This is a genomic window from Pseudomonas sp. G11 (genome assembly GCF_029457515.1).
In the GTDB taxonomy this organism is placed as follows: domain Bacteria; phylum Pseudomonadota; class Gammaproteobacteria; order Pseudomonadales; family Pseudomonadaceae; genus Aquipseudomonas; species Aquipseudomonas gorinensis.
Window position 1 is genome coordinate 4,569,196 of sequence record NZ_CP120377.1, and the last position, 21,420, is coordinate 4,590,615.

Consider the following 21,420-nt stretch of genomic DNA (forward strand, 5'->3'; position numbering starts at 1 on the left):
CCAAGTGGCAAAGCGGGCGATTGTAGCGAGAATAATTCTTGGGCACTCGATTAATTATCAGAGAGCCATCAGTGGCATTTTGACGCCAATCTACCGGCTCAACGCCGATCGATTCTTGCCGTCATGCCTACTGCTTAGCCTCCACATTATCGCTGCCAAAATGCGGCTCACTGTCCTGCCTTGCGCACTCACTCCTTCTCGGCAATCGACGTCTGCCCATCCCAGCCACCGCCCAGTGCGGCGATCAGTTGCACGCTCGCCACCAATCGCGACTGCAGCAAGGTCAACACAGTGCGCTCGTTACTCAAAGCGGTGGCCTGCACAGTGACCACATCCAGATAGGCAATCAGCCCCGCCTTGTATTGGTTCTGGGTCAAGCGCAACGATTCCCGCGCGGCTTCCAGGGCTTCGTTGCTGACCACGGCCTCGTCTTCCAGCACCTTGAGCTGGACCATGTAGTTTTCCACTTCGCGGAACCCGTCCAGTACGGTCTGGCGGTACTTGGCCACGGTTTCGTCGTAGGAAGCCACTGTGCGGTCCACTTCCGCCGAGCGCTGGCCGCCGTCGAACAGGGTCATGGCGAGTTTCGGCCCGACCGACCAGAAGCGGTTCGGCAGGCTGATCCAATCGGCATAGGTGCTGCTGGAGTACCCCCCGGCCAGGCTGAGGCTCAGGTCCGGGTAATAGGCGGCCTTGGCCACGCCGATATTGGCGTTGGCAGCGATCACTGAACGCTCGGCCGAAGCGATGTCCGGGCGACGCTCGAGCAATTGCGAAGGCAGGCTGACCGGGATCTGCGGCAATGCCGGGATGTCCTTGCTCACCGCCAGGTTGAAGTTGGCGGGTGCCTCACCGATCAACACGGCGATGGCGTTTTCCAGTTGCGCGCGCTGCCAGATCAGGTCGATCAGGCTGGCTTGGGTCGTCTTGAGCTGGGTTTGCGCCTGGGCCACCGCTTCCTTGCCGGAGACACCGGCGCGGTATTGGTTTTCGGTCATTTGCAGGGAGCGTTGGTACGTGTCCAGGGTGGCTTGCAGCAGACGGGTCTGCTCGTCCATGACCCGCAATTGCAGGTAGCTTTGCACCAGTTCCGACTGTTGGCTCAAGCGCATCGCGGCCAGGTCGGCCGAGCTGGCTTCGGCGCTGGCTTCGTTGGCCTCCAGGCCGCGGCGCAACTTGCCCCAGATGTCGGCTTCCCAGCTCACGCCCAGCTGGGCGTTGAGGGTGTTGCGGATGCCGCTGCTGGAACTGCTGAGGCTCGCGCTGCTGCTACCAGAGCCCTGGCTCGCGCGGGTTTTTCCGACGCTCAGGTCAACGGTGGGGTAAAACGCGCCACGGGAACTGCGCACCAGGGCCTGGGCCTGGCGAAAACGTGCTTCGGCCTGGGCCACGGTCTGGTTGGAGCTGTTCAGGCGCTGCACCAGGTCATTGAGTTGACGATCACCGTACAGCTCCCACCAGGCGCCACGGGCCAGGGAGTCGCTCGGCGTGGCCTGGCGCCAGCCCTGGGCCTCCTTGAACTGCGCCGGCTCGATGACTTCCGGGCGATGGTAGTCAGGCCCGACGGCGCAGGCGCTGAGCAACAACGCCAACCCCACTGTAGGAGCGAGCTTGCTCGCGAAGGTCGTTAACGATAACGCGCCGAGCCTGAATGAACGCGGGGCCTGCCGTTTTTTCGCGAGCAAGCTCGCTCCTACAGGGGTGGGTGCCGTGTCGGAAACCCGCCGTGCATGGGTGTGGGTTGAATCGGTCATAGCGCAGTGTCCAGGGCAGCATCGGTACGCACGCCACGCCAGGCGTTGAAACGGTGGCGCGCGCGGTCTAGATAAAGGTAAACCACCGGGGTGGTGTAGAGGGTCAGGATCTGGCTGAAGGCCAGGCCGCCGATGATGGTCAAGCCCAGTGGGTGGCGCATTTCCGCGCCATCACCAGCGCCCAGCAGCAAGGGCAAGGCGCCGAGAATGGCGGCCAGGGTGGTCATCAGGATCGGCCGCAAGCGCAGCAGGCAGGCACTGCGAATCGACTCCAGCGGGTCCATGCCGTCGTTACGCTCCAACTGCAAGGCCAGGTCGATCATCAAGATGGCGTTCTTCTTCACCACGCCGATCAGCAGGAACAGGCCCAGCAAGGAAATCAGGCTGAACTCGCCGCCCGTCAGGTAGATGGCGAGCATCGCACCGACCCCGGCCGACGGCAGGGTCGAGAGGATCGTCAGCGGGTGGATATAGCTTTCATAGAGGATGCCCAGCACCAGGTACACCGCCACCAGCGCGCCGAGAATCATGAACGGCTGGCCCTTCTGCGTCGCCGCGAAGGCGTCGGCGGTGCCGGCCATCTTGGCAATCACATCCTCAGGCAAGCCGAGCTTGGCGATCGCTCGCTCGATGGCGGCCGTCCCCTGCTCCACCGTGACACCGGGCGCCATGTCGAAGGCAATGTTTTCCGAGGCGAACTGGCCTTCATGGCTGACGCGATCGTCCGCCAGGCTGTTTTCATAGTGGGCAATGGTCGACAACGGCACCCGCGCGCCACTGGACGTGATCACCTGCATCTGGTTCAGGGTAATCGGGTCCTGGGCGTATTTCGGGTTGACCTCCATCACCACCTGGTACTGGTTGAGGCTGTCGTAGATGGTGGAAATCTGCCGCTGGCTGTAGGCATTGTTCAAGACTGCCGTAACCATGTTCATGTCGATGCCCAGGCGCTTGGCCTGGTCGCGGTCAACGATCAGCGTGACCTGGGCAGCGCCGCGGCCTTCGCGGGCATCGATGGCGGTCAGCTCGGGCAGCTCACGCAGGGCGGCCACGACTTTCGGGTACCACAGGCGCAGCGCGGCCAAGTCACCGCTTTGCAGGATGTAGGAATACTGTGCAGTGGTCTGGTCACGGCTGCCGCCGAATTGCAGGTCCTGGTCAGCCATGAGGAACAGGCGCCCACCCGGCACCAGCGGCACATCCTTGCGCAAGCGCTCGATCACCGCTTGCGCCGAGACCTTGCGTTCGCTGATAGGCTTGAGCCGCACCAGCATCACCGCGTTGTTGGTGCCGTTGCTCCCGCCGATAAACCCGGCCACGCTGAGTACCGCCGGGTCCTTGAGCACCGCCTTGCGGAAGGTCTCCATCTTCGGCTGCATCACGCTGAACGACAGCCCGTCATCCCCGCGCACGAAGCCGATCAACTGGCCGGTGTCCTGCTGCGGCATAAAGGTTTTCGGCACCACGACATACAACGCCACGTTCATGCCGATGGTCAGCAACAGGCTGAGCAGGGTCAGTCGGCGGTGGCGCAGCACCCAGTCGAGGCTGGTGGCGTAGCCGGCGACCATGCGGTCGTTGATCTTCTGGCTCCAGCGCTGCAAACCGGTCATCTGGCCTTTGACATGGGGCTTGAGCCAGCGGGCGCAGAGCATCGGCGTCAGGGTCAGCGAGACAATCAGCGACACAATGATCGCCGCCGACAAAGTGATGGAAAACTCGCGGAACAGGTTGGTGACGATGCCGCCCATGAACAGGATGGACAGGAACACCGCCACCAGCGACACGTTCATCGACAACAAGGTAAAGCCGACTTCCTGGGCGCCCAGGTACGCCGCCTTCATCGGTGGCACCCCTTCGTCGATATGTCGGGAAATGTTCTCCAGTACCACGATGGCATCGTCCACCACCAGGCCGGTCGCCAGGATCAGCGCCATCAGCGAGAAGTTGTTCAACGAAAACCCGTACAGGTACATCACCGCGAACGTTCCCACCAGCGACACCGGCACCGCCAGGGTCGGAATCAACGAGGCGCGGAAGTTACCGAGGAACAGGTACACCACCAGGATGACCAGGCCCACGGCAATCAGCAGGGTCATCTCGGCTTCATGCAAGGTCGCGGTGATCACCGGCGAGCGGTCCATCGCCAGGCTCAGCTTGACGCTGGACGGCAGCACCGCCTGCAATGCCGGCAGCTGGGCCTTGATCTGCCTCACGGTCTCGATGATGTTGGCGCCGGACTGGCGATTGATCACCAGCAGCACCGCGGAATCGTTGTTGAAGAAACCACTGTTGTAGCGGTCTTCCACGCCATCAGTGATCGTGGCCACATCCTTCAGGCGCAGGGCCGCGCCGTTCTGGTAGCGAATCAGCAGCGGTTCATAGTCCTTGGCCTTTTCCAACTGGTCATTGGCCTGGATCTGCCAATTGCGCTCGCTGTCTTCCAGGGAGCCCTTGGGGCGCCGCTGGTTCGCGTTGGCAATGGTGTTGCGCACATCGTCCAGGGCCACGCCGTACTGGTCGAGAGCCTTGGGTTCAAGTTCGATACGCACCGCCGGCAGGGAGCTGCCGCCGATCTGCACTTCGCCCACGCCGGGCACCTGGGACAGGCTTTGCGAGAGGATGGTCGAGGCCAGGTCGTACAACTGGCCTTTCTGCAACACGTCCGAGGTCAGCGACAGCACCATGATCGGTGCCTGGGACGGGTTGATTTTCTTGTAGGTGGGCATGCTGCGCATGCCGCTGGGCAGCAGGTTGCGCGAAGCGTTGATGGCCGCCTGCACTTCCCGCGCCGCGCCGTTGATGTCACGGTCGGAGTCGAACGCCAGGATCACCCGGGTGGAGCCCTGGCTCGACGAACTGCTCATGGTGGTAATGCCGGCAATCGCGCCAAAGGAGCGCTCCAACGGCGTGGCCACGGTCGACGCCATCACCTCGGGGCTCGCGCCGGGCAAGCTGGCCGAGACCACGATCACCGGGAAATCGATCTGCGGCAGCGGCGACACCGGCAGCAGGTTAAAGCTGACACCGCCCAGCAACAGGATCGCCAGGCTCAGCAGCATGGTGGCGACCGGCCGGCGAATGAAAGGTCCGGACAGGTTCATGACTCAACCGGCTCCAGGCTTTGCGGCTCTTTACGCCAGCGACGACCGAGGCGGTCGAAGTACAGGTAGATCACCGGGGTGGTGAACAGGGTCAACACCTGGCTCACCAGCAAACCGCCAACCATCACCAGGCCCAGGGGCTGGCGCAGTTCTGCGCCGGAGCCGGTGGCCAGCATCAACGGCACCGCACCGAACAGCGCCGCCAGGGTGGTCATCAGGATCGGCCGGAAGCGCAACAGCGCCGCCTGGTAGATCGCGGTCTGCGGGTCCAGCCCCTGGTTGCGTTCGGCATCCAGGGCGAAGTCGATCATCATGATCGCGTTCTTTTTCACGATGCCGATCAGCAGGATGATGCCGATGATCGCGATCATGCCCAGGTCATTGCCACTGAGCAGCAACGCGAGCAAGGCCCCCACCGCTGCCGACGGCAGGGTCGAAAGGATGGTGATCGGGTGGATGTAGCTCTCGTAGAGCACGCCGAGCACGATATACATGGTGACCACCGCCGCCAGGATCAGCAGCAAGGTGCTCGACAACGACGCCTCGAACGCCTGGGCGGCGCCCTGGAACTGGGTCTGCACGCCCACCGGCATGCCGATGTCCTTCTGCACCTGGTTGATCAGCTCGACGCCTTTGCCCAGCGCCACGCCGGGCGCCAGGTTGAATGACATCATCACCGCCGGGAACTGGCCGATATGCGCAATCGCCAACTGGGCCTGGCGCTGTTCGACCCGGGCCAGGCTCGACAGGCGGACCTGGCCGCCGTCGGTGGTCTTCACATGGATCTGGTTCAGCGCATCCGGCCCCAGGGTTTCGCCCGACTGGGCCTGCAAGACCACGCGGTATTGGCTGGCCTGGGTGTAGATGGTGGAAATCTGCCGCTGGCCGAAGGCGTCGTACAGCGCATCGGTAATGGTCGACACGCTGACACCCAGGCGCGAGGCCGCATCACGATCGATCACCAGGTACACCTGCAGGCCCTTGTCCTGGAGGTCGCTGGCGACGTCGGTCAGCTCCGGCAACTGGCGGAGGGCATGCACCAGCTTGCCGCTCCACAGGGCCAGCAACTCCGCATCCGGCGAGGACATGCTGAACTGGTACTGGGTTCGACTGACGCGGTCTTCAATGGTCAGGTCCTGCACCGGCTGCATGAACAGGCGGATGCCCACCAGCTTGTCGATTTCCGGTTGCAGGCGGGTGATCACCTGGGCGGCACTCAGGTCGCGCTGGCCGTGGGGCTTGAGGTTGATCAGCAAGCGGCCGCTGTTGAGGGTGGCGTTATCGCCATCCACGCCAATGTAGGACGACAGGCTTTGCACCGCCGGGTCGGCCAGGATGATCTTGGCCAGCTCCTGCTGGCGCTGGCTCATGGCCGCAAAGGATATCGACTGCGGCGCTTCGGAAATGCCCTGGATCACCCCGGTGTCCTGCACCGGGAAAAAGCCCTTGGGCACCACCAGGTACAGCACTACCGTAAGGCCCAGGGTGGCGATGGCCACCAGCAGGGTCAGCGGCTGGTGCTTGAGCACCCACTGCAATTTGCGCCCGTAGGCGCCGATCAGCCAGTCGATCCAGGCGCCGCTGGCCTTGTAGAAACGGCTTTGTTCTTCTTCCTTGGGTTCCCGCTTGAGCAGCCGCGCGCACATCATCGGCGTCAGGGTCAGGGACACCACCAGGGAAATCAGGATCGCCACCGCCAGGGTAATCGCGAATTCGCGGAACAGGCGCCCGACCACGTCAGCCATGAACAGCAACGGAATCAATACGGCGATCAGCGACAGGGTCAGGGAAATCAGGGTGAACCCGATCTGCTTGGCGCCCTTGAGCGCGGCTACCAGCGGGGTCTCGCCTTCCTCGATGTAGCGGGAAATGTTCTCCAGCATCACGATGGCATCGTCCACCACGAAGCCGGTGGCGATGGTCAGGGCCATCAGCGTGAGGTTGTTGATGGAGAAACCGGCCAGGTACATCACCCCAAAGGTGCCAACCAGCGATAGCGGCACGGCAATGGAGGGAATGATCGTGGCGCTGACCCGGCGCAAGAACAGGAAGGTCACCATCACCACCAGGGCAATGGCGATCAGCAGTTCGTGCTGCACGTCGGTGACCGACGCGCGGATGGTCTGGGTGCGGTCGGTCAGGACCGTGACGTCCAGGCCGGCCGGCAGGTTATCGGTGATACTCGGCAGCAGGGCCTTGATACGGTCCACCACCTCGATCACGTTGGCGCCCGGCTGGCGCTGGATGTTCAGCAACACGGCCTGGTTTTCATTGGCCCAGGCAGCAAGGCGTTCGTTTTCCGCACCATCGACGATCTGCGCCACATCCTTGAGGCGCAGCGGTGCGCCATTGTTGTAGGCCAGGATCAGTTCGGCGTATTGCTGGGGCGAGACCAACTGGTCGTTGGCATCGAGCATCGACACCCGGGTCGGGCCGTCGAAGTTGCCCTTGGGCTGGTTGACGTTGGACGCGGCGATCAGGGTACGCACGTCCGACAGGTTCAAGCCGTTGGCGGCCAGGGCCTCGGGGTTGACCTTGATCCGCACCGCCTGGCGCTGGCCGCCGGCGATGCTGACCATGCCAACGCCGCTGATCTGCGCGATCTTCTGCGCCATGCGCGTATCGACCAGGTCATTGAGCTTGGGCAGCAGCATGGTCTTGGAGGTGATCGCCAAGGTCAACACCGGGGTGTCCGCCGGGTTGACCTTGTTGTACACCGGCGGTGCCGGCAAATCCTTGGGCAGCAGGTTGGTGGCGGCGTTGATCGCGGCCTGCACCTGTTGCTCGGCGACATCCATATTGATGTCGAGGTTGAAACGCAGGGTCAGCACCGAGGCGCCGCCGGAGCTGGTGGACGCCATCTGGGTCAGGCCGGGCATTTGCCCGAACTGGCGCTCCAGGGGCGCGGTGACGGCGCTGGTCATCACGTCCGGGCTGGCGCCAGGGTACAGGGTCATCACGCGGATGGTCGGGTAATCCACCTGGGGCAAGGCCGAGACGGGTAGCAGGCGGTACGAGATGATGCCGGCCAGGACAATGGCCAGCATGCTCAGCGTGGTGGCGACCGGGCGAAGGATAAACAGCCGCGAGAGGTTCATGAACCGACCTTTTGCGCCTTGCCGGCGTCAGCGCCGGTCTCCCCTTTCGCAGCAGGCTTGCCTTGCAGGTGCTCGGTCGGCGTGGTCGGTACCTGGCTGCTGTCGTTGACCACTTCGACTTCGCTGCCGTCCTTCAGGCGGTCGGTGCCTTCAAGCACCACCCGGTCGCCGGCGACCAGGCCCTCCTTGATCACGGTGTTATCGCCATCGCTGTCACCCACCACCAACGGCTGGACCTTGACCTTCTTATCGCCATCGAGCTTGTAGACAAAGGTGCCGTTGTTGCCGAACTGAATCGCGGCCGACGGCGCCAGTACCACGTTGTGCAGGGTATCGGCGAGCAGATGCACATTCACGAATTGGTTGGGGAACAGTACCTGGTCCTTGTTATCGAAACGTGCCTTGAACTTCAGGGTACCGGTGGTGACGTCGATCTGGTTGTCCAGGCTCTGTAGCACGCCGGTGGCCTGGCGCTTCGCATCGCCACGGTCCCAGGCCTCCACGGGCAGCTTGTTGCCGGCGTGGTAACGGGCGAGCACGGTTTCCAGGGTGCTCTCCGGCAGGGTGAAGGCCACGCTGATCGGTTGGGTCTGGGTGATCACCGCCAGCGCCGTGGTGTCGTTGGCGGCCACCAGGTTACCGACGTCGAGCTGACGCAGGCCGACGCGCCCGCTGATCGGCGCGCGGATCCTGGTGAATTCGAGGTTGAGCTTGGCGTCGTCCACCGCGCCCTGGTTGGTCTTGACCGTGCCCTGGTATTGCAGGACCAGCGCTTCGGCTGTGTCGAGGGTCTGCTTGGCGATGCTGTCCTGGGCGTAGAGGTCGCGGTAACGCTGGACGTCGACCTGGGCGTTCTTCAACTGGGCCTGGTTCTGCATCAGCGTGCCCTGGGCCTGGAGCAAGGCGTTCTGATAGCTGCGCGGGTCGATTTCCGCCAACAGGTCGCCGGCCTTGACCATCTGCCCTTCTTCAAAGGCGATCTTCACCAACTGGCCGCCCACCTGGCTGCGTACATTGATGGTGTTGAGCGCGGTGACCGTACCCAATGCCTTGTAGTACACCGGGAATTCCCCCAGCACCGCCGGTGCCACGCGCACCGGCACCGGCCCAGTGGAACCACCGAAGCCTGGGCGTGCCATGCCCGTCTTGCTGGTGCGCGCGGCCGGCGCATCTTTATGGGCAGCGCCACCCGGCCAGAATTTCCAGCACAGGCCGGCGATAACCAGCAGCACAAGCAGGCCGAACAGCCAGCGTCGGGAGTTACGGGGGGTGGATTGCATGGAGTGATCAACCATTGGGCGCGAGAGCTTCTTCTTTGGGAGGCTGAAAGATAAGCACTGGGGCGCGTTAAGAAAAGCGCCTTTACCGGCTATTTACCTTGGGCTTACATCTTTTAACTTTTGAGCTTAGTCCGCCGGCTATTTCCCTAAGCATCTGACGTGCAAATAAAAACGGCCTGGACTAGGCCAGGCCGCAATTATGTGCCGCGCGTGTTACTGCGTAACGACAGTAATGCGCCGAAACAGTTACTTCAAAACAGCCAGGGCTGCTTCGTAGTTTGGCTCCTGGCCGATTTCAGGGACCAGTTCGCTGTGCAGCACAGTGTCGTTTTCATCCAACACGACGACGGCACGGGCGGTCAGGGCCCGGAGGGGGCCGTCAGCAATCGAAACGCCGTAGTCAACGGCGAAATCAGCGTTGCGGAAGTCCGACAGGTTCTGCACGTTGTCCAGGCCTTCGGTGCCGCAAAAACGCTTCTGGGCAAACGGCAGGTCGGAGGAGATGCACAGCACGACAGTGTTGTTCAGCTCGTTGGCCTGGGCGTTGAACTTGCGTACCGAGGTGGCGCAGGTCGGGGTGTCGACGCTTGGGAAGATGTTCAGCACTTTGCGTTTGCCGGCGAAGGTGGCCAGGGTCGCATCCGACAGATCGCCGGCGGTCAGGGTGAAGTCTGGCGCCTTGGAGCCGGTTTGCGGCAGTTCGCCTTCAACTTGGACGGGGTTACCACGAAGGGTGACTTGAGCCATGGACGGAATCCTTATGCTGGGTTTGATTAAACGAATTCGAGAGGCGGAAGTTAACCACAAAGTACTGTGGCTACCTACCGCCAGACACAAATTGTCATGTCTCGCGGTTGTGGTTTAATTGCGCGCTTTGCGCCTGCCCTCCAAGGAAACCGTTGTTAATGAATCAGCCCGCCACCAAAGTCCTGGTCATTGGTTATGTCTGGCCGGAGCCACGCTCCTCGGCAGCGGGCGGGCATATGATGCAGATCCTCGAGACTTTTCTTACGCAAGGTTGGGACATAACCTTCAGCAGCCCCGCAGCGCTGGGCGAGCACAAAGCCGACCTGGCTGCGCTGGGCATCGCCGAATGCGCGATTGAGCTCAATAACAGCAGCTTCGACGATTTTATTTGCGAATTGGCCCCGGACATCGTGCTGTTCGACCGTTTCATGATGGAAGAACAGTTTGGTTGGCGCGTGGAGAAGTGCTGCCCCCACGCCCTGCGCGTGCTGGAGACCTCCGACCTGCAAAGCCTGCGCGACGCGCGCCACCAGCGCCTCAGGGACCACCTCAAGGCCCATCCCGACGGCGAAGACTTCAGTGCACTGTTTACCCCGGCGCTGAAACAGGAATTCCAGTTGATGGCCGACACCGACCTGGCCAAGCGTGAAATCGCGGCGATTTACCGCTGCGATATCAGCCTGATGATTTCCGACGTGGAAATCCGCCTGCTCATCGAACAGTTCAAGGTGCCCGCCGCCCTGCTCCACTGGTGCCCGTTGATGATGCAGCCACCGACCGCAGCCTTCGCGCCCTTTGAAGACCGCGCGCACTTCCTCAGTATCGGTAACTTCCGTCACGCGCCGAACTGGGATGCGGTGTTGTGGATGAAAAACAGCGTGTGGCCGCTGATCCGCCAGCAACTGCCGGGCGCCCAACTGCATATCTACGGGGCCTACACCCCGCCCAAGGCCACCGCCCTGCACAACGCGGCCCAGGGGTTTCATGTGATGAACTGGGCCGAAGATGCGTTGCAGGTGATGAGTGCCGCACGTATCTGCCTGGCCCCCCTGCGCTTTGGCGCCGGGATCAAGGGCAAGCTGGCGGATGCGATGCTGTGTGGCACGCCGAATGTCACCACACCGATCGGCGCCGAAGCGATGGGCGACGATCAGCCCTGGCCCGGCGCGATCGAGCAGAACGCCCCGGCCCTGGCCGCCGCCGCCGTGGCCCTTTATCAGGACCGCGAGCGTTGGACCCAGGCCCAGGAACAGGGGCGCCAGCTCCTGGCCCGGCGCTATGACCAGGCCCTCCACGGACCGGCCTTGGTGGCATGCCTGGAGCAATGCCGCCGCAACCTTGCGGCCCATCGCCGCGACAACTTTACCGGCAGCATGCTGCGCCATCACGCGCATAAAAGTACGCAGTACATGTCCCAGTGGATCGAGGCGAAGAACCGCAACCTCTAGGGAATCGAGCAGCGCAAAGAACATGAACATCGTGATTCTGACTTGCCGCCGCTGCGCGGCAAGTTGAATCGGGCATCCCTGCCCCCTAACGCGCCCAGACGTACCTCACCTCCTCCAGGGACACCCCGCCACGGACGAGCGTGCGACGGCTGTCAAGCTCCTCCTGCCCTCCGAGCCCTTGATAGAAGCGCACAGCCCTTTCGTTTTCAGCTAAAACCCATAAGGTAACAAGCTTGTAACCCTGATCAACCAAACGCTTTAAACCTGACGCCCATAATTGGGCGCCTATACCCTTGCCCCAGTATTCTGCCAAGACGTAGATAGCCATGACCTCTCCCGCTTCGGCGCCAGACTTATCTTCATCACGGCAAGGCCCCACTGAAATCCAACCAATAACGTTCCCATCCACCTCTGAAACTAAAACGTCAGACTCTTTGCTTTCAATTGCATGAGCCCAATAAGCTTCCCTCTTAGGCAACGTTGCAGTAAGCGAGGACAAAAAATCAGCCGGCATCAGACTGAGATAAGCGTGTTGCCAGCTACTGACATGAACATTGGCGATGCTCTTCGCGTCCTTGGGTAGTGCATCACGAATCATAACCACACCCTCACTCGTGCTCTGTTTCACATAAAAATCTTCTTTGATCCCAGCGGCCATGCCGCTCTCGATCAGCACAACGGCTGCCTGCAAACGCTTTTGTTAATATCACAGCCCAGTTAAATATATTAAGTAGCCAATCACCAAAAACGGCATTCAGAGATGCTCCGATCAACTTGCCGCTGGCAGCGACAACACACAAGGGGGCATTATTCGAATCGCAACCACAATAAAGCGACGGCAGCATGACCCGAGCAACGCGAATCACCGACCCTTCCTACGAGCTGATGGACGATCACAACGGCCTGTCCATCATCTATCGCCAGCATGGTTTCCCCTGCCCGTTGGTACGCTGGCACTTCCATAAGGAGTACGAGCTGCACTTGATTATCGCCAGCTCCGGCAAAGTGTTCATCGGCGACTACATCGGCAATTTCTACCCGGAAAGCCTGTTCCTCACCGGCCCCAACCTGCCCCACAACTGGATCAGCCAGGTGGAGGAAGACGAGGTGGTGCCCAAGCGCGACATGCTGGTGAACTTCACCGATGAACTGTTTGAGAACGGCAGCCCTATTTTCGCCGAACTCAAGACCCTGGCACCGCTGCTGGAACGGGCGCAGTCCGGCATCGAGTTTCGTTGCAAAAAAACCATCGCCCAGGCCATGACCCTGATGCAACGCATTGAGGACGCCCAAGGCATGGCGCGCCTGGGGCACTTCTTTATTCTGCTGGACGTGCTGAGCGCGTGCGAGGACTACCAGTTGTTGTCCGGCGTGACCACGCCGCAACTGGCCGATGAGCACAGCATCGACCGCACCAACCGCGCGGTGGACTACATCTTTGCCCACTACGCGCGGGAGTTGCCGCTGGAAGAAGTGGCGGAACACCTGGGCATGAAGCCGACGTATTTTTCCCGGGTGTTCAAGCAGGCCACCGGTCGCACGTTTATCGAGTTCGTCAATCGCTTGCGTATCAGCAAGTCCTGCGAGTTACTGGCCGATGGCGATAAAGCCGTCACGGATGTGTGTTTCGAATCCGGCTTCAATAACATCTCCAACTTCAATCGACGCTTCCAACAGCTCAAGGGCATGACCCCCTCCCACTACCGTCGCCTGGCGGTGCAGCGGCTCACCGAACAAAACCTGGCTTGAGCTCTTTGCGCATCGACAAACGATTACACAGCAATCCCTTGAAGTAATCCCTCCACACCCTGTCACTGGAACTGGACCAAGCCCCTGGCCACTTAGCGAAGACATCGCTCCTCTTTCACTCGATGGGTGATGCCTTGTCTATCAACGCAAAGGTAAAAGGGCTACTCATGATCAACGTTCAGCGGTTACCTGCTCCCGCCACCATCACCAGCTCAAACGACATGAGCGCCGCCGCAAAACCTGCGTACTCAATGGCCTCGCAAGTCATCCCGCTGTTTAATAATCAGATGAACAACCACCAGGCTCTCCTCGCGCCCGTGCAGGCCGGCGATATACCGCCACACGCCCGGCAGCGCATCGTGCACCTGCTCAGCTACGCGATGACAGAAGAACGACCGAGCCTGGCCGCGCAGATCAGCCAGTTGATAAACAACAGCCGTCCGCCCCTCACAGGCGAAATACTGCACGATGAAGTCGAGCGACACCTGAACCAGCCCAGCGCACTGAATCCGCAGAAAACCTACGCCCAGCTCATTCACGACATACTCCAAACCCCATCGCAACCCGCCTCGCTCCCTTCCCCTGTGGTGTCACGAGCACGTCGGGAACTGCAGAACCCAGATCCCGCGCAACACACCGACAACACCTCAACCACTCAGTTCGCCAATGCCCTGGTTGAAGACGGCGACCGGCAATTGTCGATCAATTTCGCCAATCATTTGATCCGCCGATGGGTCGATGCAACCCGAAGCTCCGGCTTTGGAGAGGAAAAGATTGCCGTCCCGCCCGGTTCAACATTCGGCCTGGCCTGGAACGCGTTGGCTGACGCGCTCGACGCGCAACCGTTCAAGACCTTTGCCCAAGCCAAGGGTATTGATGTTTCCAGCCTGGTCATCAACACCAACGGAGACCTGAGCGGGTTACAGAACAAGCAAACCGTCAGCTTTTCTTTGGCGCAAGATCCCGATTGGGCCGCCGCTTCATCGGCCGTTTTAGCCGCGGCCAAAAAACTGGGCGGGGACATCCGTTTCCACGACCGCGGGCATGCACCCGCGGAGGATGTCGCGGCCTTTTATTTAGTGCGCAAAAGCCGCTTCAACAGTGACGACCGATTATTCACGATCGACCAATTGCTCAAAGAGCAAAACTTCAGTTCGATCAGTAACACCGACAGTTACTACGCGGCGCAATTCGCCCCGGTTCAGCAGCGCCAAAGAGAGGCCAAGCAACAGGTTGCGGAGCTGCCCACGCCACAGTTGAACCGGCTGCTGGCAGGCTTCATACCCGCGTCGGTGCCGGCGATACAAAAGGTCAAGGACGCCGATCAGGCCCTGGCCCGCCTGTGCAGCCAGGCACTGGGGCAGGCGTTTGCGTACACGATAGACGAACTGCCCGAGTACTCGACCTTTAACCTGGCCCGCAATAACCTCAAGGACGCACTGAACAGCAGCGCCTTTACCACGTTTGTACGCGCGAACAGCCTTGACCTGTCGAGCATCCAAATCAACTCGGACGACGGGACCTTGAAGGGTAAAGTCAAGGGTGTCGACACCACCTTCCCTGTCAACGCCATTTCAGATTGGGCCTCTGTCTGGCAAGACGTGGAACCCGCGGTAAAGCAGATGGCGACAGGCTCGGGCGACTACGTTGATTACCCCGGTGCGAACCCTGTAACGCTGCCGGAAGTACTGCGTTTCTACGGCGAAGAACCACTGCCACCCCATGGCTTCCCTCAGGATGGCTGGCAACAACGATCACGTGCAGCCAATCTGAGCAGAAGTGCGCAAATCATCCGAGACAACGGCTTCAAGGCGCTGGTCTCCCCCTCGGCTGACGATGCTCGCTCGCGTAGCGTGCGGGAGAAGCAGCAGGCAGTCGCCCTACCGCTCAGCGCAAAGACGCTGAACCTTTCGCCACTTGAAACCCTGGCGGTCGAGGTCAAGTCCCGCCTGCAGGAAAACGACAGCGCTACGCCCCTCGCGCCCCCCGCACACAGCCCGGACACGCCCGAAGACGCCTTGGCCAGCACCGAAAGAGCACTGGCTGTCGCGGTGCATGGCGTAATGCTTGAGCTCAAGAGCGACTCGAGCCAAGCAGAGTCGAAAATGCTTGAATCGATCCCGGCCAACAGCCTGATCGGACAGTGGCGGGCTTACTTGGACAAGGCCCTGAAGGGACGTGGGTTTACCGAATGGGTCCAAAAACAGAACATCGACCTGACCTCCCTGCGCTTTGACCCCACGGACAACGCCTTGATCGGTAAGGTCAATGGCCTTGAGCAGCGCTTTACCGCCACTGACTTCGCGCAAAAGTACCCTGAGCATTTCGATGTGCTTGCACCGGTATTGAACGCTGCGGCCGCATTCAGCCCCCCTGGAAAAACCATCGCGCTGAACCAGCCCGACAACAGCATGCCCTTCGAATGGGTGGGCAGTTTTTATGGCATCAGCAACGACTACAGCAGCCAGGCGTTCGCACGACACACGGAGCTGATGGGCCGCACGCAGCAATTTCCAACACCGGTTGAAAACCCGCAGAAAGTCGTGAACTGGCTGAACCGCCAGAGAACCGCACTGGGCGACAGTAACGATCGATATGCGCTGATCCATCAGCTCAAACACGGGAATGTCGATAACGACCAGACCACGGGCTTCACGGTGGACCCGGACTCCTCCCACCAGCCCAAGGGCACCACGACCGTCCAGGCGTTTCTTTCGGACCAAGGCTGGTACGGCGCCATATCGGCCGCACAGGTCGATAACTTGTTGCGGGCCTTGCAGACCGAAATTCCGCAGGCGCCGTCCTTTGGCAATCTATGGGGTTTCCTGTCCACAGACATACCGTTGAGTACTGAGCAGCGTGTGGCGGTAACCGAGTTCGTGAAAAAGTCCATTGGCAGCCATGGTTCCCTGGCCGGTTTCTTGAGTGCCAGTGTCCCGAACCTGAGCAGCGACCCTGACCAAGCGCGGGAACAGCTGCTTTCCAGTGACACCGCCCTCGAGTTTGCCACCCGCCTGCAAACCGAGATGAAAAGCGCTGAAACCTCTACCAGCCTGAAGCAATGGCTATTGACTGCGCTGGTGCTGGAGCTTGACCCCACGGCCGGCACCCAGCGCAATAGCGTGGCGGGTTTCGACCTCATGGCCTCTGGGAACTGGGGGCATGGCACCGACACCATTGTCGAGCAGTTCAAGCAACACTTGATTGACACCAAGCAGGTCCCGGCCAACCTCGCACCGGCCATGGCTAAGGTGTTGTTAGCGGGGGCAGCACCGCACCTGCTGGTAAAAGACGTGCCGCAGACCCTCACCCTGGGCTCCCCCGAGTGGGTCGGCTTTAACACAGCCGTCAACCGGATCGAACGGATCGCCGCGGGCGCTACCGCGAGCATGACCTTCCAGAAAGTCATGGAGCTCCACAAGATCAATCCTATTTCACCGTCTGAAACCCAGTTGCAGGCCATTGCCCAACTGAACCCGATAATTGATTGGGCAATCATCAATAATCACCTGGTGAAAAATGACAGCGACCAATACAGCCTCGAACAGCTGAACGACAGCCAAGAAAAACTCAACGCACAGATCAACGAAACCTCGCAAGCCAAGCGTTATCTGCGAACCTTCACGCCGCCGAGCAGAAGGGCCATGGCCCTGGCGGCATTGAGAGAAACGTTTGGCTCAGCCATCGACTTTGAGAGCCCGGTCCTATGGGAAAAGGTGGCTGGCGGGCTCTTTTCCGGAATTAACGCGAGCATCGTCGAGGTCTATGAGGCGGGCCGTCTGGGTGAAAGCTGGAGTACCTACAAAACAGGCCTGAACGTTGACGACCTGCGCAACAGAGCCCACGAGTTGCCGGACATCAACGCGCAATTCGACAAAGCCATCCAGGAAGACTTTACCCCGCGCAGGCTCAATACGATTTCCCTGTTCAAAGACATGCTCAGCAAGCTGCCTTTTGACGAGCGCAATAGCCTCCAATTCGGCACATTGGACTTCTTGAAGGTGGAAGGCGTCGGCAACGGCGTGGTGATAACGTCCGACCACAAGGGCGTAAGAAGGTATTTCGCGGTCTATCCGGCAACAGGGCAAATCGTCAAGATTCCAAACATCAATCCTTCAACGAAACAGGGCCACACAGTTGAACTTGGCATTGATGTGGACGCGTTAAAAAACGGCACCGCCCCCAAACCAGGTGCCACCGCCAACGTTGCACTGACGGCCATTAAACCCTTCATCCAGGTGGTTCCTGGCGACACCGATAAGAACCCCTTGTTGCGTGAAATCACGTTCGACGAGGAGAGCCCCAGCCAGGAATCATCTCCCCCCTACAGCAACAGAAGAATGGAGGCCGTGGCCACGGCGTTGACTGACGCGGTGTACCTGCACAAAAGTGATTTCATCAGCTTCCACCGAGGATTTAACAATCCCGTTGAGAACGGCGTAGAACCCAGTGACTTCTTCAAGGGCATTTTACGTGCCCTGCCTGGCGGCTCCAGCCTGGAAGACCTTTACCACGGTGAATTTGTAAAAGCCGCAGGTGACCTGGCTGTTGATGTCGCCCTCTACGCAGCCACTGAAGGTACCGGGAAATTGTGGCGCGTCGCTAAATCCGGCGCGGCGTGGGCGGCGGCCAAAACCTCTGCCAAGTTCATTGGGAAGTTTGGCGCTGAAGGCGCCGAAAGCATCGCACTCAAGGACATGACCGCCGCCAACACCTCGGCATCCCTCAGCGCACTCGCCCGCATGCAGGGCAGCCACCTTGCCGAGGCCTCGGCCGGGATGTCTGGCAGAGCGGCCAACCTGGCCGATGGCGCAGTAACGCGAACCAGCACCGCAGAACAACAGATCAAGGCGACTGCGCTATTCCAGGATGGCCAATGGCATGCCTACGACCCCAAAACCCTGTCAGCCTACGGGCCAGCACTATCAGATTTCCGCTCGGACACATCCATCGTACTGAAGCGCGAGACTTCGCCTGACGGCGAAAGCATCTTGATGCCTGAAGCGCTCTTTTCAGAAAACCCACAGGTGATTAACAGAGCGACCCACACCGACCTGAGGGTTGGGGACAGGGTGTATCGCTTTGACCCCAAGAAACCTGATGTCATTACCGATCTTGAATCAGCAGATCATTTCAACACCCCACAAGACATGGAAGCCTTTTGCCCGGCAGGGCCAAGAGTCAAACGTGGGACAAATGATCTGTGTTTTTCAAACATCGTCTCGGACTTCAGCGGCAACACCGCCAAGTTGGTTCAAGCCCTTGAACACAAACGTCTCTACCCTTCACCCGCTATCGCCGGAAAAAGCCCAACGATCGTTTTTGAACGCCGTTTATTCGACGTAGTAGAACAAGACGGTGTCCATTCCCTGACGCCACGAACATTGCAAGTACCTGTCGATTATCTACCAGTGACACGCGGCACAATCATCAAGGACCCGCACTTTGGTTTTCCCGGAACCAGCACCCTGGCGAACCTTGAGCAAAATACGCGAATTGTCAAACTCGGCCCGATCAGCAGCCTGAGCAACGACCAGCGCGAGCTGCGTGGAACGATTTCCCTGCTGCCAACGCAGTCGGGAGGACCCAAGCGTTACCTCACTGTAGAAGCGGATCCTCTAACGTTTTACTACAGCGAATTTGATGCAACCTCGACGGTGCTCAACTTCAAAAAAATCGGCCAACAGGCATCGGCTTTTGAAAACGTGCTGATCAAGGCACACACTGCGGAAACCGAAAATTTGCTCAAACTGACTGGCGCGCCCTTGAATAAAGCGTTCGTCGCGTTACCCACCCTGGACTCGGCTTTCGCAAAACTCGAAGCCGCCGGCTATACACACGCCGAAGCCACAAAACTGAGAACGACTATTGCGACGTTCAGCGCGGAGAAAAAACGCGAATTTGTCTATCAACTCATCAATAGGCTGAAAAACGCCAACGACACGGTCGTGCTCAAAGCGACGAGCATCGAACCATTAACCAAAGCGGAGAATTTTGCGAACCTGCCTGTCGAGGAGCAAAACCGGTTTTATGCCGAAAACGCAAAAAAAACCGTGGACTCACATTTCAACGCCACAGCCATCGGCTCCGCTAACAAGCACACGCCCAACGACCTTAATGATCGGTACCGAGAAGACGTCGCCAATACCATCATCTCTTGGATGCGCGACAACCATCGGCCAGCGGTTGAATCCAGTCTGAAGTTCGGCGCTGGAAACTGTCACGAAATGGCTGAATCGGCAGCTCAAATCATCAAAAAAAGCGGAGGTACAGCACAAGCGTGGTATGTCGAGGGTGGGGACCATGTGTTTACGGTAGTCGGAGGCCCCCCTTCAGCAGGCAAAAGCACCGTCAATTTTTCACAGGCCGAATGGAAAGATGCCTGGATCGTAGACCCTTGGGCCGACATTTCATGCAAGGCGTCCGAGTACACCGGGCGGCTGAGGAAAAAGATGTCCGAGTGGCACGCAAACGGTCTGAAAATCTACACCAACAAAGGTTGGCGTAACCCAACGTACCCACAATGGATCTACGAGCTGACCACGCTCCAAAAACGCCCGCTGCGAGCTTGACCTCTTAATGCCCAGTACCTGGCACTGTTGCGCAATGCGCAGTGCCAGGACTCCGTAAAAGTGTCCGGCTCAACGGCCAGGCCGAGATCGAGTGCAAAAAAGTATCAGTCCCAGTGTTCCCAAGGATTTGTCACCACCCCGTTTGAGGGCTGTAATCAACGCACACTCTTCCTGGCTCCTTGCGGGAAGACACAACAACAATAACTGTCCTTCTGTAGCCCCTGGGCGCAGAAATGGAGTGCGCGATGAAGTTCCCAGCAAAAGCACTGCTTGTCTCCACTTGCATGACTACCTGCATGACCCTCAGCGCCGTCAGCCTCGGCGCGCAAACCCTGACCATTGCCACCGTCAACAACAGCGACATGATCCGCATGCAAAAGCTCTCGAAAACCTTCGAGACCGCGCACCCGGAGATCAAGCTGAATTGGGTCGTGCTGGAAGAAAACGTGTTGCGCCAACGCCTGACCACCGACATCGCCACCCAAGGCGGGCAGTTCGATGTATTGACCATTGGCATGTACGAAGCTGCACTGTGGGGCGCCAAGGGTTGGCTGGAACCGATGAAAGACCTTCCGGCCTCCTACAACCTGGACGATGTGTTCCCTTCCGTGCGTGACGGGTTGTCCGTCAAGGGCTCGCTGTATGCCCTGCCGTTCTATGCCGAAAGTTCGATCACCTATTACCGCACCGACCTGTTCAAAAATGCCGGGCTGAGCATGCCTGAGCATCCGACCTGGACCCAGATCGGCGAATACGCGGCCAAACTCACCGACAAGAGCAAAGAGCAATACGGCCTGTGCCTGCGCGGCAAAGCCGGCTGGGGCGAGAACATGGCGCTGATCACCACGCTGGCCAACGGTTACGGCGCGCGCTGGTTCGATGAGAAGTGGCAGCCGGAATTCAATGGCCCTGAGTGGAAGGAGGCGCTGACCTTCTACGTCGACAACATGAAAAAATCCGGCCCGCCGGGTGCTTCCAGCAACGGTTTCAACGAAAACCTGGCGCTGTTCAACAGCGGCAAGTGTGCAATCTGGGTCGACGCCAGCGTCGCCGGCTCGTTCGTGACCGACAAGACCCAAAGCAAAGTGGCCGATCATGTGGGCTTCACCTTTGCCCCGCACGAAAAAACCGACAAAGGCACCTCATGGCTGTACTCCTGGTCCTTGGCCATCCCGACCAGTTCCAAGGCCAAGGACGCCGCCAAGACCTTCACCACCTGGGCGACTTCCGAGGAATACAGCCAACTGGTGGCCAAGACCGACGGCATCGCCAACGTACCGCCAGGTACCCGCAAGTCGACCTACAGCGACGAGTACATGAAGGCCGCGCCGTTCGCCAAGGTGACCCTGGAGTCGCTGAAAGTCGCCGACCCGACCAAGCCGACCCTCAAGCCGGTGCCGTATATCGGTATCCAACTGGTGACCATTCCTGAGTTCCAGGCGATCGGTACCCAGGTCGGCAAGTTCTTCTCGGGCGCGTTGACCGGCCAGCAAACGGTCGATGCCGCACTGACCGCCGCGCAGACCACCACCGAGCGTGAAATGAAGCGGGCCGGTTACCCCAAGTAACCCCCGATCCTGTAGGAGCGAGCTTGCTCGCGAAAAAGGTACATCCGACGCCGCAATGCGCCTGAAATACCTTCGCGAGCAAGCTCGCTCCTACAGGGGT

The 21,420-nt window shown here is 59.9% G+C and carries 10 protein-coding genes; 4 read left to right on the forward strand and 6 right to left on the reverse strand.

Features of this window, described 5'->3' with window-relative positions:
* Positions 1–188: 188 nt before the first annotated feature.
* From P2T68_RS21055 to tpx, 5 genes are all read right to left on the reverse strand, one after another.
* Positions 189–1,754 (reverse strand): efflux transporter outer membrane subunit, encoded by a 1,566-nt coding sequence (locus P2T68_RS21055; protein ID WP_024075157.1) that lies wholly within the window; start codon positions 1,752–1,754, stop codon positions 189–191.
* Positions 1,751–4,858: an efflux RND transporter permease subunit gene (locus P2T68_RS21060; protein ID WP_102624227.1), complete on the reverse strand. Its 3,108-nt coding sequence runs from the start codon at positions 4,856–4,858 to the stop codon at positions 1,751–1,753. The genes P2T68_RS21055 and P2T68_RS21060 overlap by 4 nt, the downstream gene beginning before the upstream one ends.
* Positions 4,855–7,956, reverse strand: coding sequence for an MdtB/MuxB family multidrug efflux RND transporter permease subunit (locus tag P2T68_RS21065; RefSeq protein ID WP_102624228.1), 3,102 nt, complete (start codon positions 7,954–7,956; stop codon positions 4,855–4,857). The genes P2T68_RS21060 and P2T68_RS21065 overlap by 4 nt, the downstream gene beginning before the upstream one ends.
* On the reverse strand, positions 7,953–9,251 hold the full coding sequence (locus P2T68_RS21070; protein WP_069075878.1) for an MdtA/MuxA family multidrug efflux RND transporter periplasmic adaptor subunit: 1,299 nt from the start codon (positions 9,249–9,251) through the stop codon (positions 7,953–7,955). The genes P2T68_RS21065 and P2T68_RS21070 overlap by 4 nt, the downstream gene beginning before the upstream one ends.
* Positions 9,252–9,482: 231 nt before the next feature.
* Positions 9,483–9,983 (reverse strand): thiol peroxidase, encoded by a 501-nt coding sequence (gene tpx / locus P2T68_RS21075; protein WP_024075153.1) that lies wholly within the window; start codon positions 9,981–9,983, stop codon positions 9,483–9,485.
* A 158-nt stretch (positions 9,984–10,141) separates the two neighbouring features.
* Between tpx and P2T68_RS21080 the strand changes: the two genes are divergently transcribed.
* On the forward strand, positions 10,142–11,431 hold the full coding sequence (locus tag P2T68_RS21080; RefSeq protein ID WP_024075152.1) for a glycosyltransferase: 1,290 nt from the start codon (positions 10,142–10,144) through the stop codon (positions 11,429–11,431).
* An 85-nt stretch (positions 11,432–11,516) separates the two neighbouring features.
* On the opposite strand, the gene P2T68_RS21085 is transcribed toward P2T68_RS21080, so the two are convergent.
* Positions 11,517–12,029 carry a GNAT family N-acetyltransferase gene (locus P2T68_RS21085; protein ID WP_277379765.1) on the reverse strand — a complete coding sequence of 171 codons (513 nt, stop codon included), beginning with the start codon at positions 12,027–12,029 and terminating at the stop codon, positions 11,517–11,519.
* A 245-nt stretch (positions 12,030–12,274) separates the two neighbouring features.
* Between P2T68_RS21085 and P2T68_RS21090 the strand changes: the two genes are divergently transcribed.
* From P2T68_RS21090 to P2T68_RS21100, 3 genes are all read left to right on the forward strand, one after another.
* Positions 12,275–13,180 carry an AraC family transcriptional regulator gene (locus P2T68_RS21090; protein WP_024075150.1) on the forward strand — a complete coding sequence of 302 codons (906 nt, stop codon included), beginning with the start codon at positions 12,275–12,277 and terminating at the stop codon, positions 13,178–13,180.
* A 167-nt stretch (positions 13,181–13,347) separates the two neighbouring features.
* Positions 13,348–19,752, forward strand: a complete 6,405-nt coding sequence (locus P2T68_RS21095) for a hypothetical protein (protein ID WP_277378243.1) — start codon at positions 13,348–13,350, stop codon at positions 19,750–19,752.
* Positions 19,753–20,036: 284 nt separating this feature from the next.
* Positions 20,037–21,320 carry a sugar ABC transporter substrate-binding protein gene (locus P2T68_RS21100; protein WP_168233115.1) on the forward strand — a complete coding sequence of 428 codons (1,284 nt, stop codon included), beginning with the start codon at positions 20,037–20,039 and terminating at the stop codon, positions 21,318–21,320.
* Positions 21,321–21,420 lie beyond the last annotated feature (100 nt).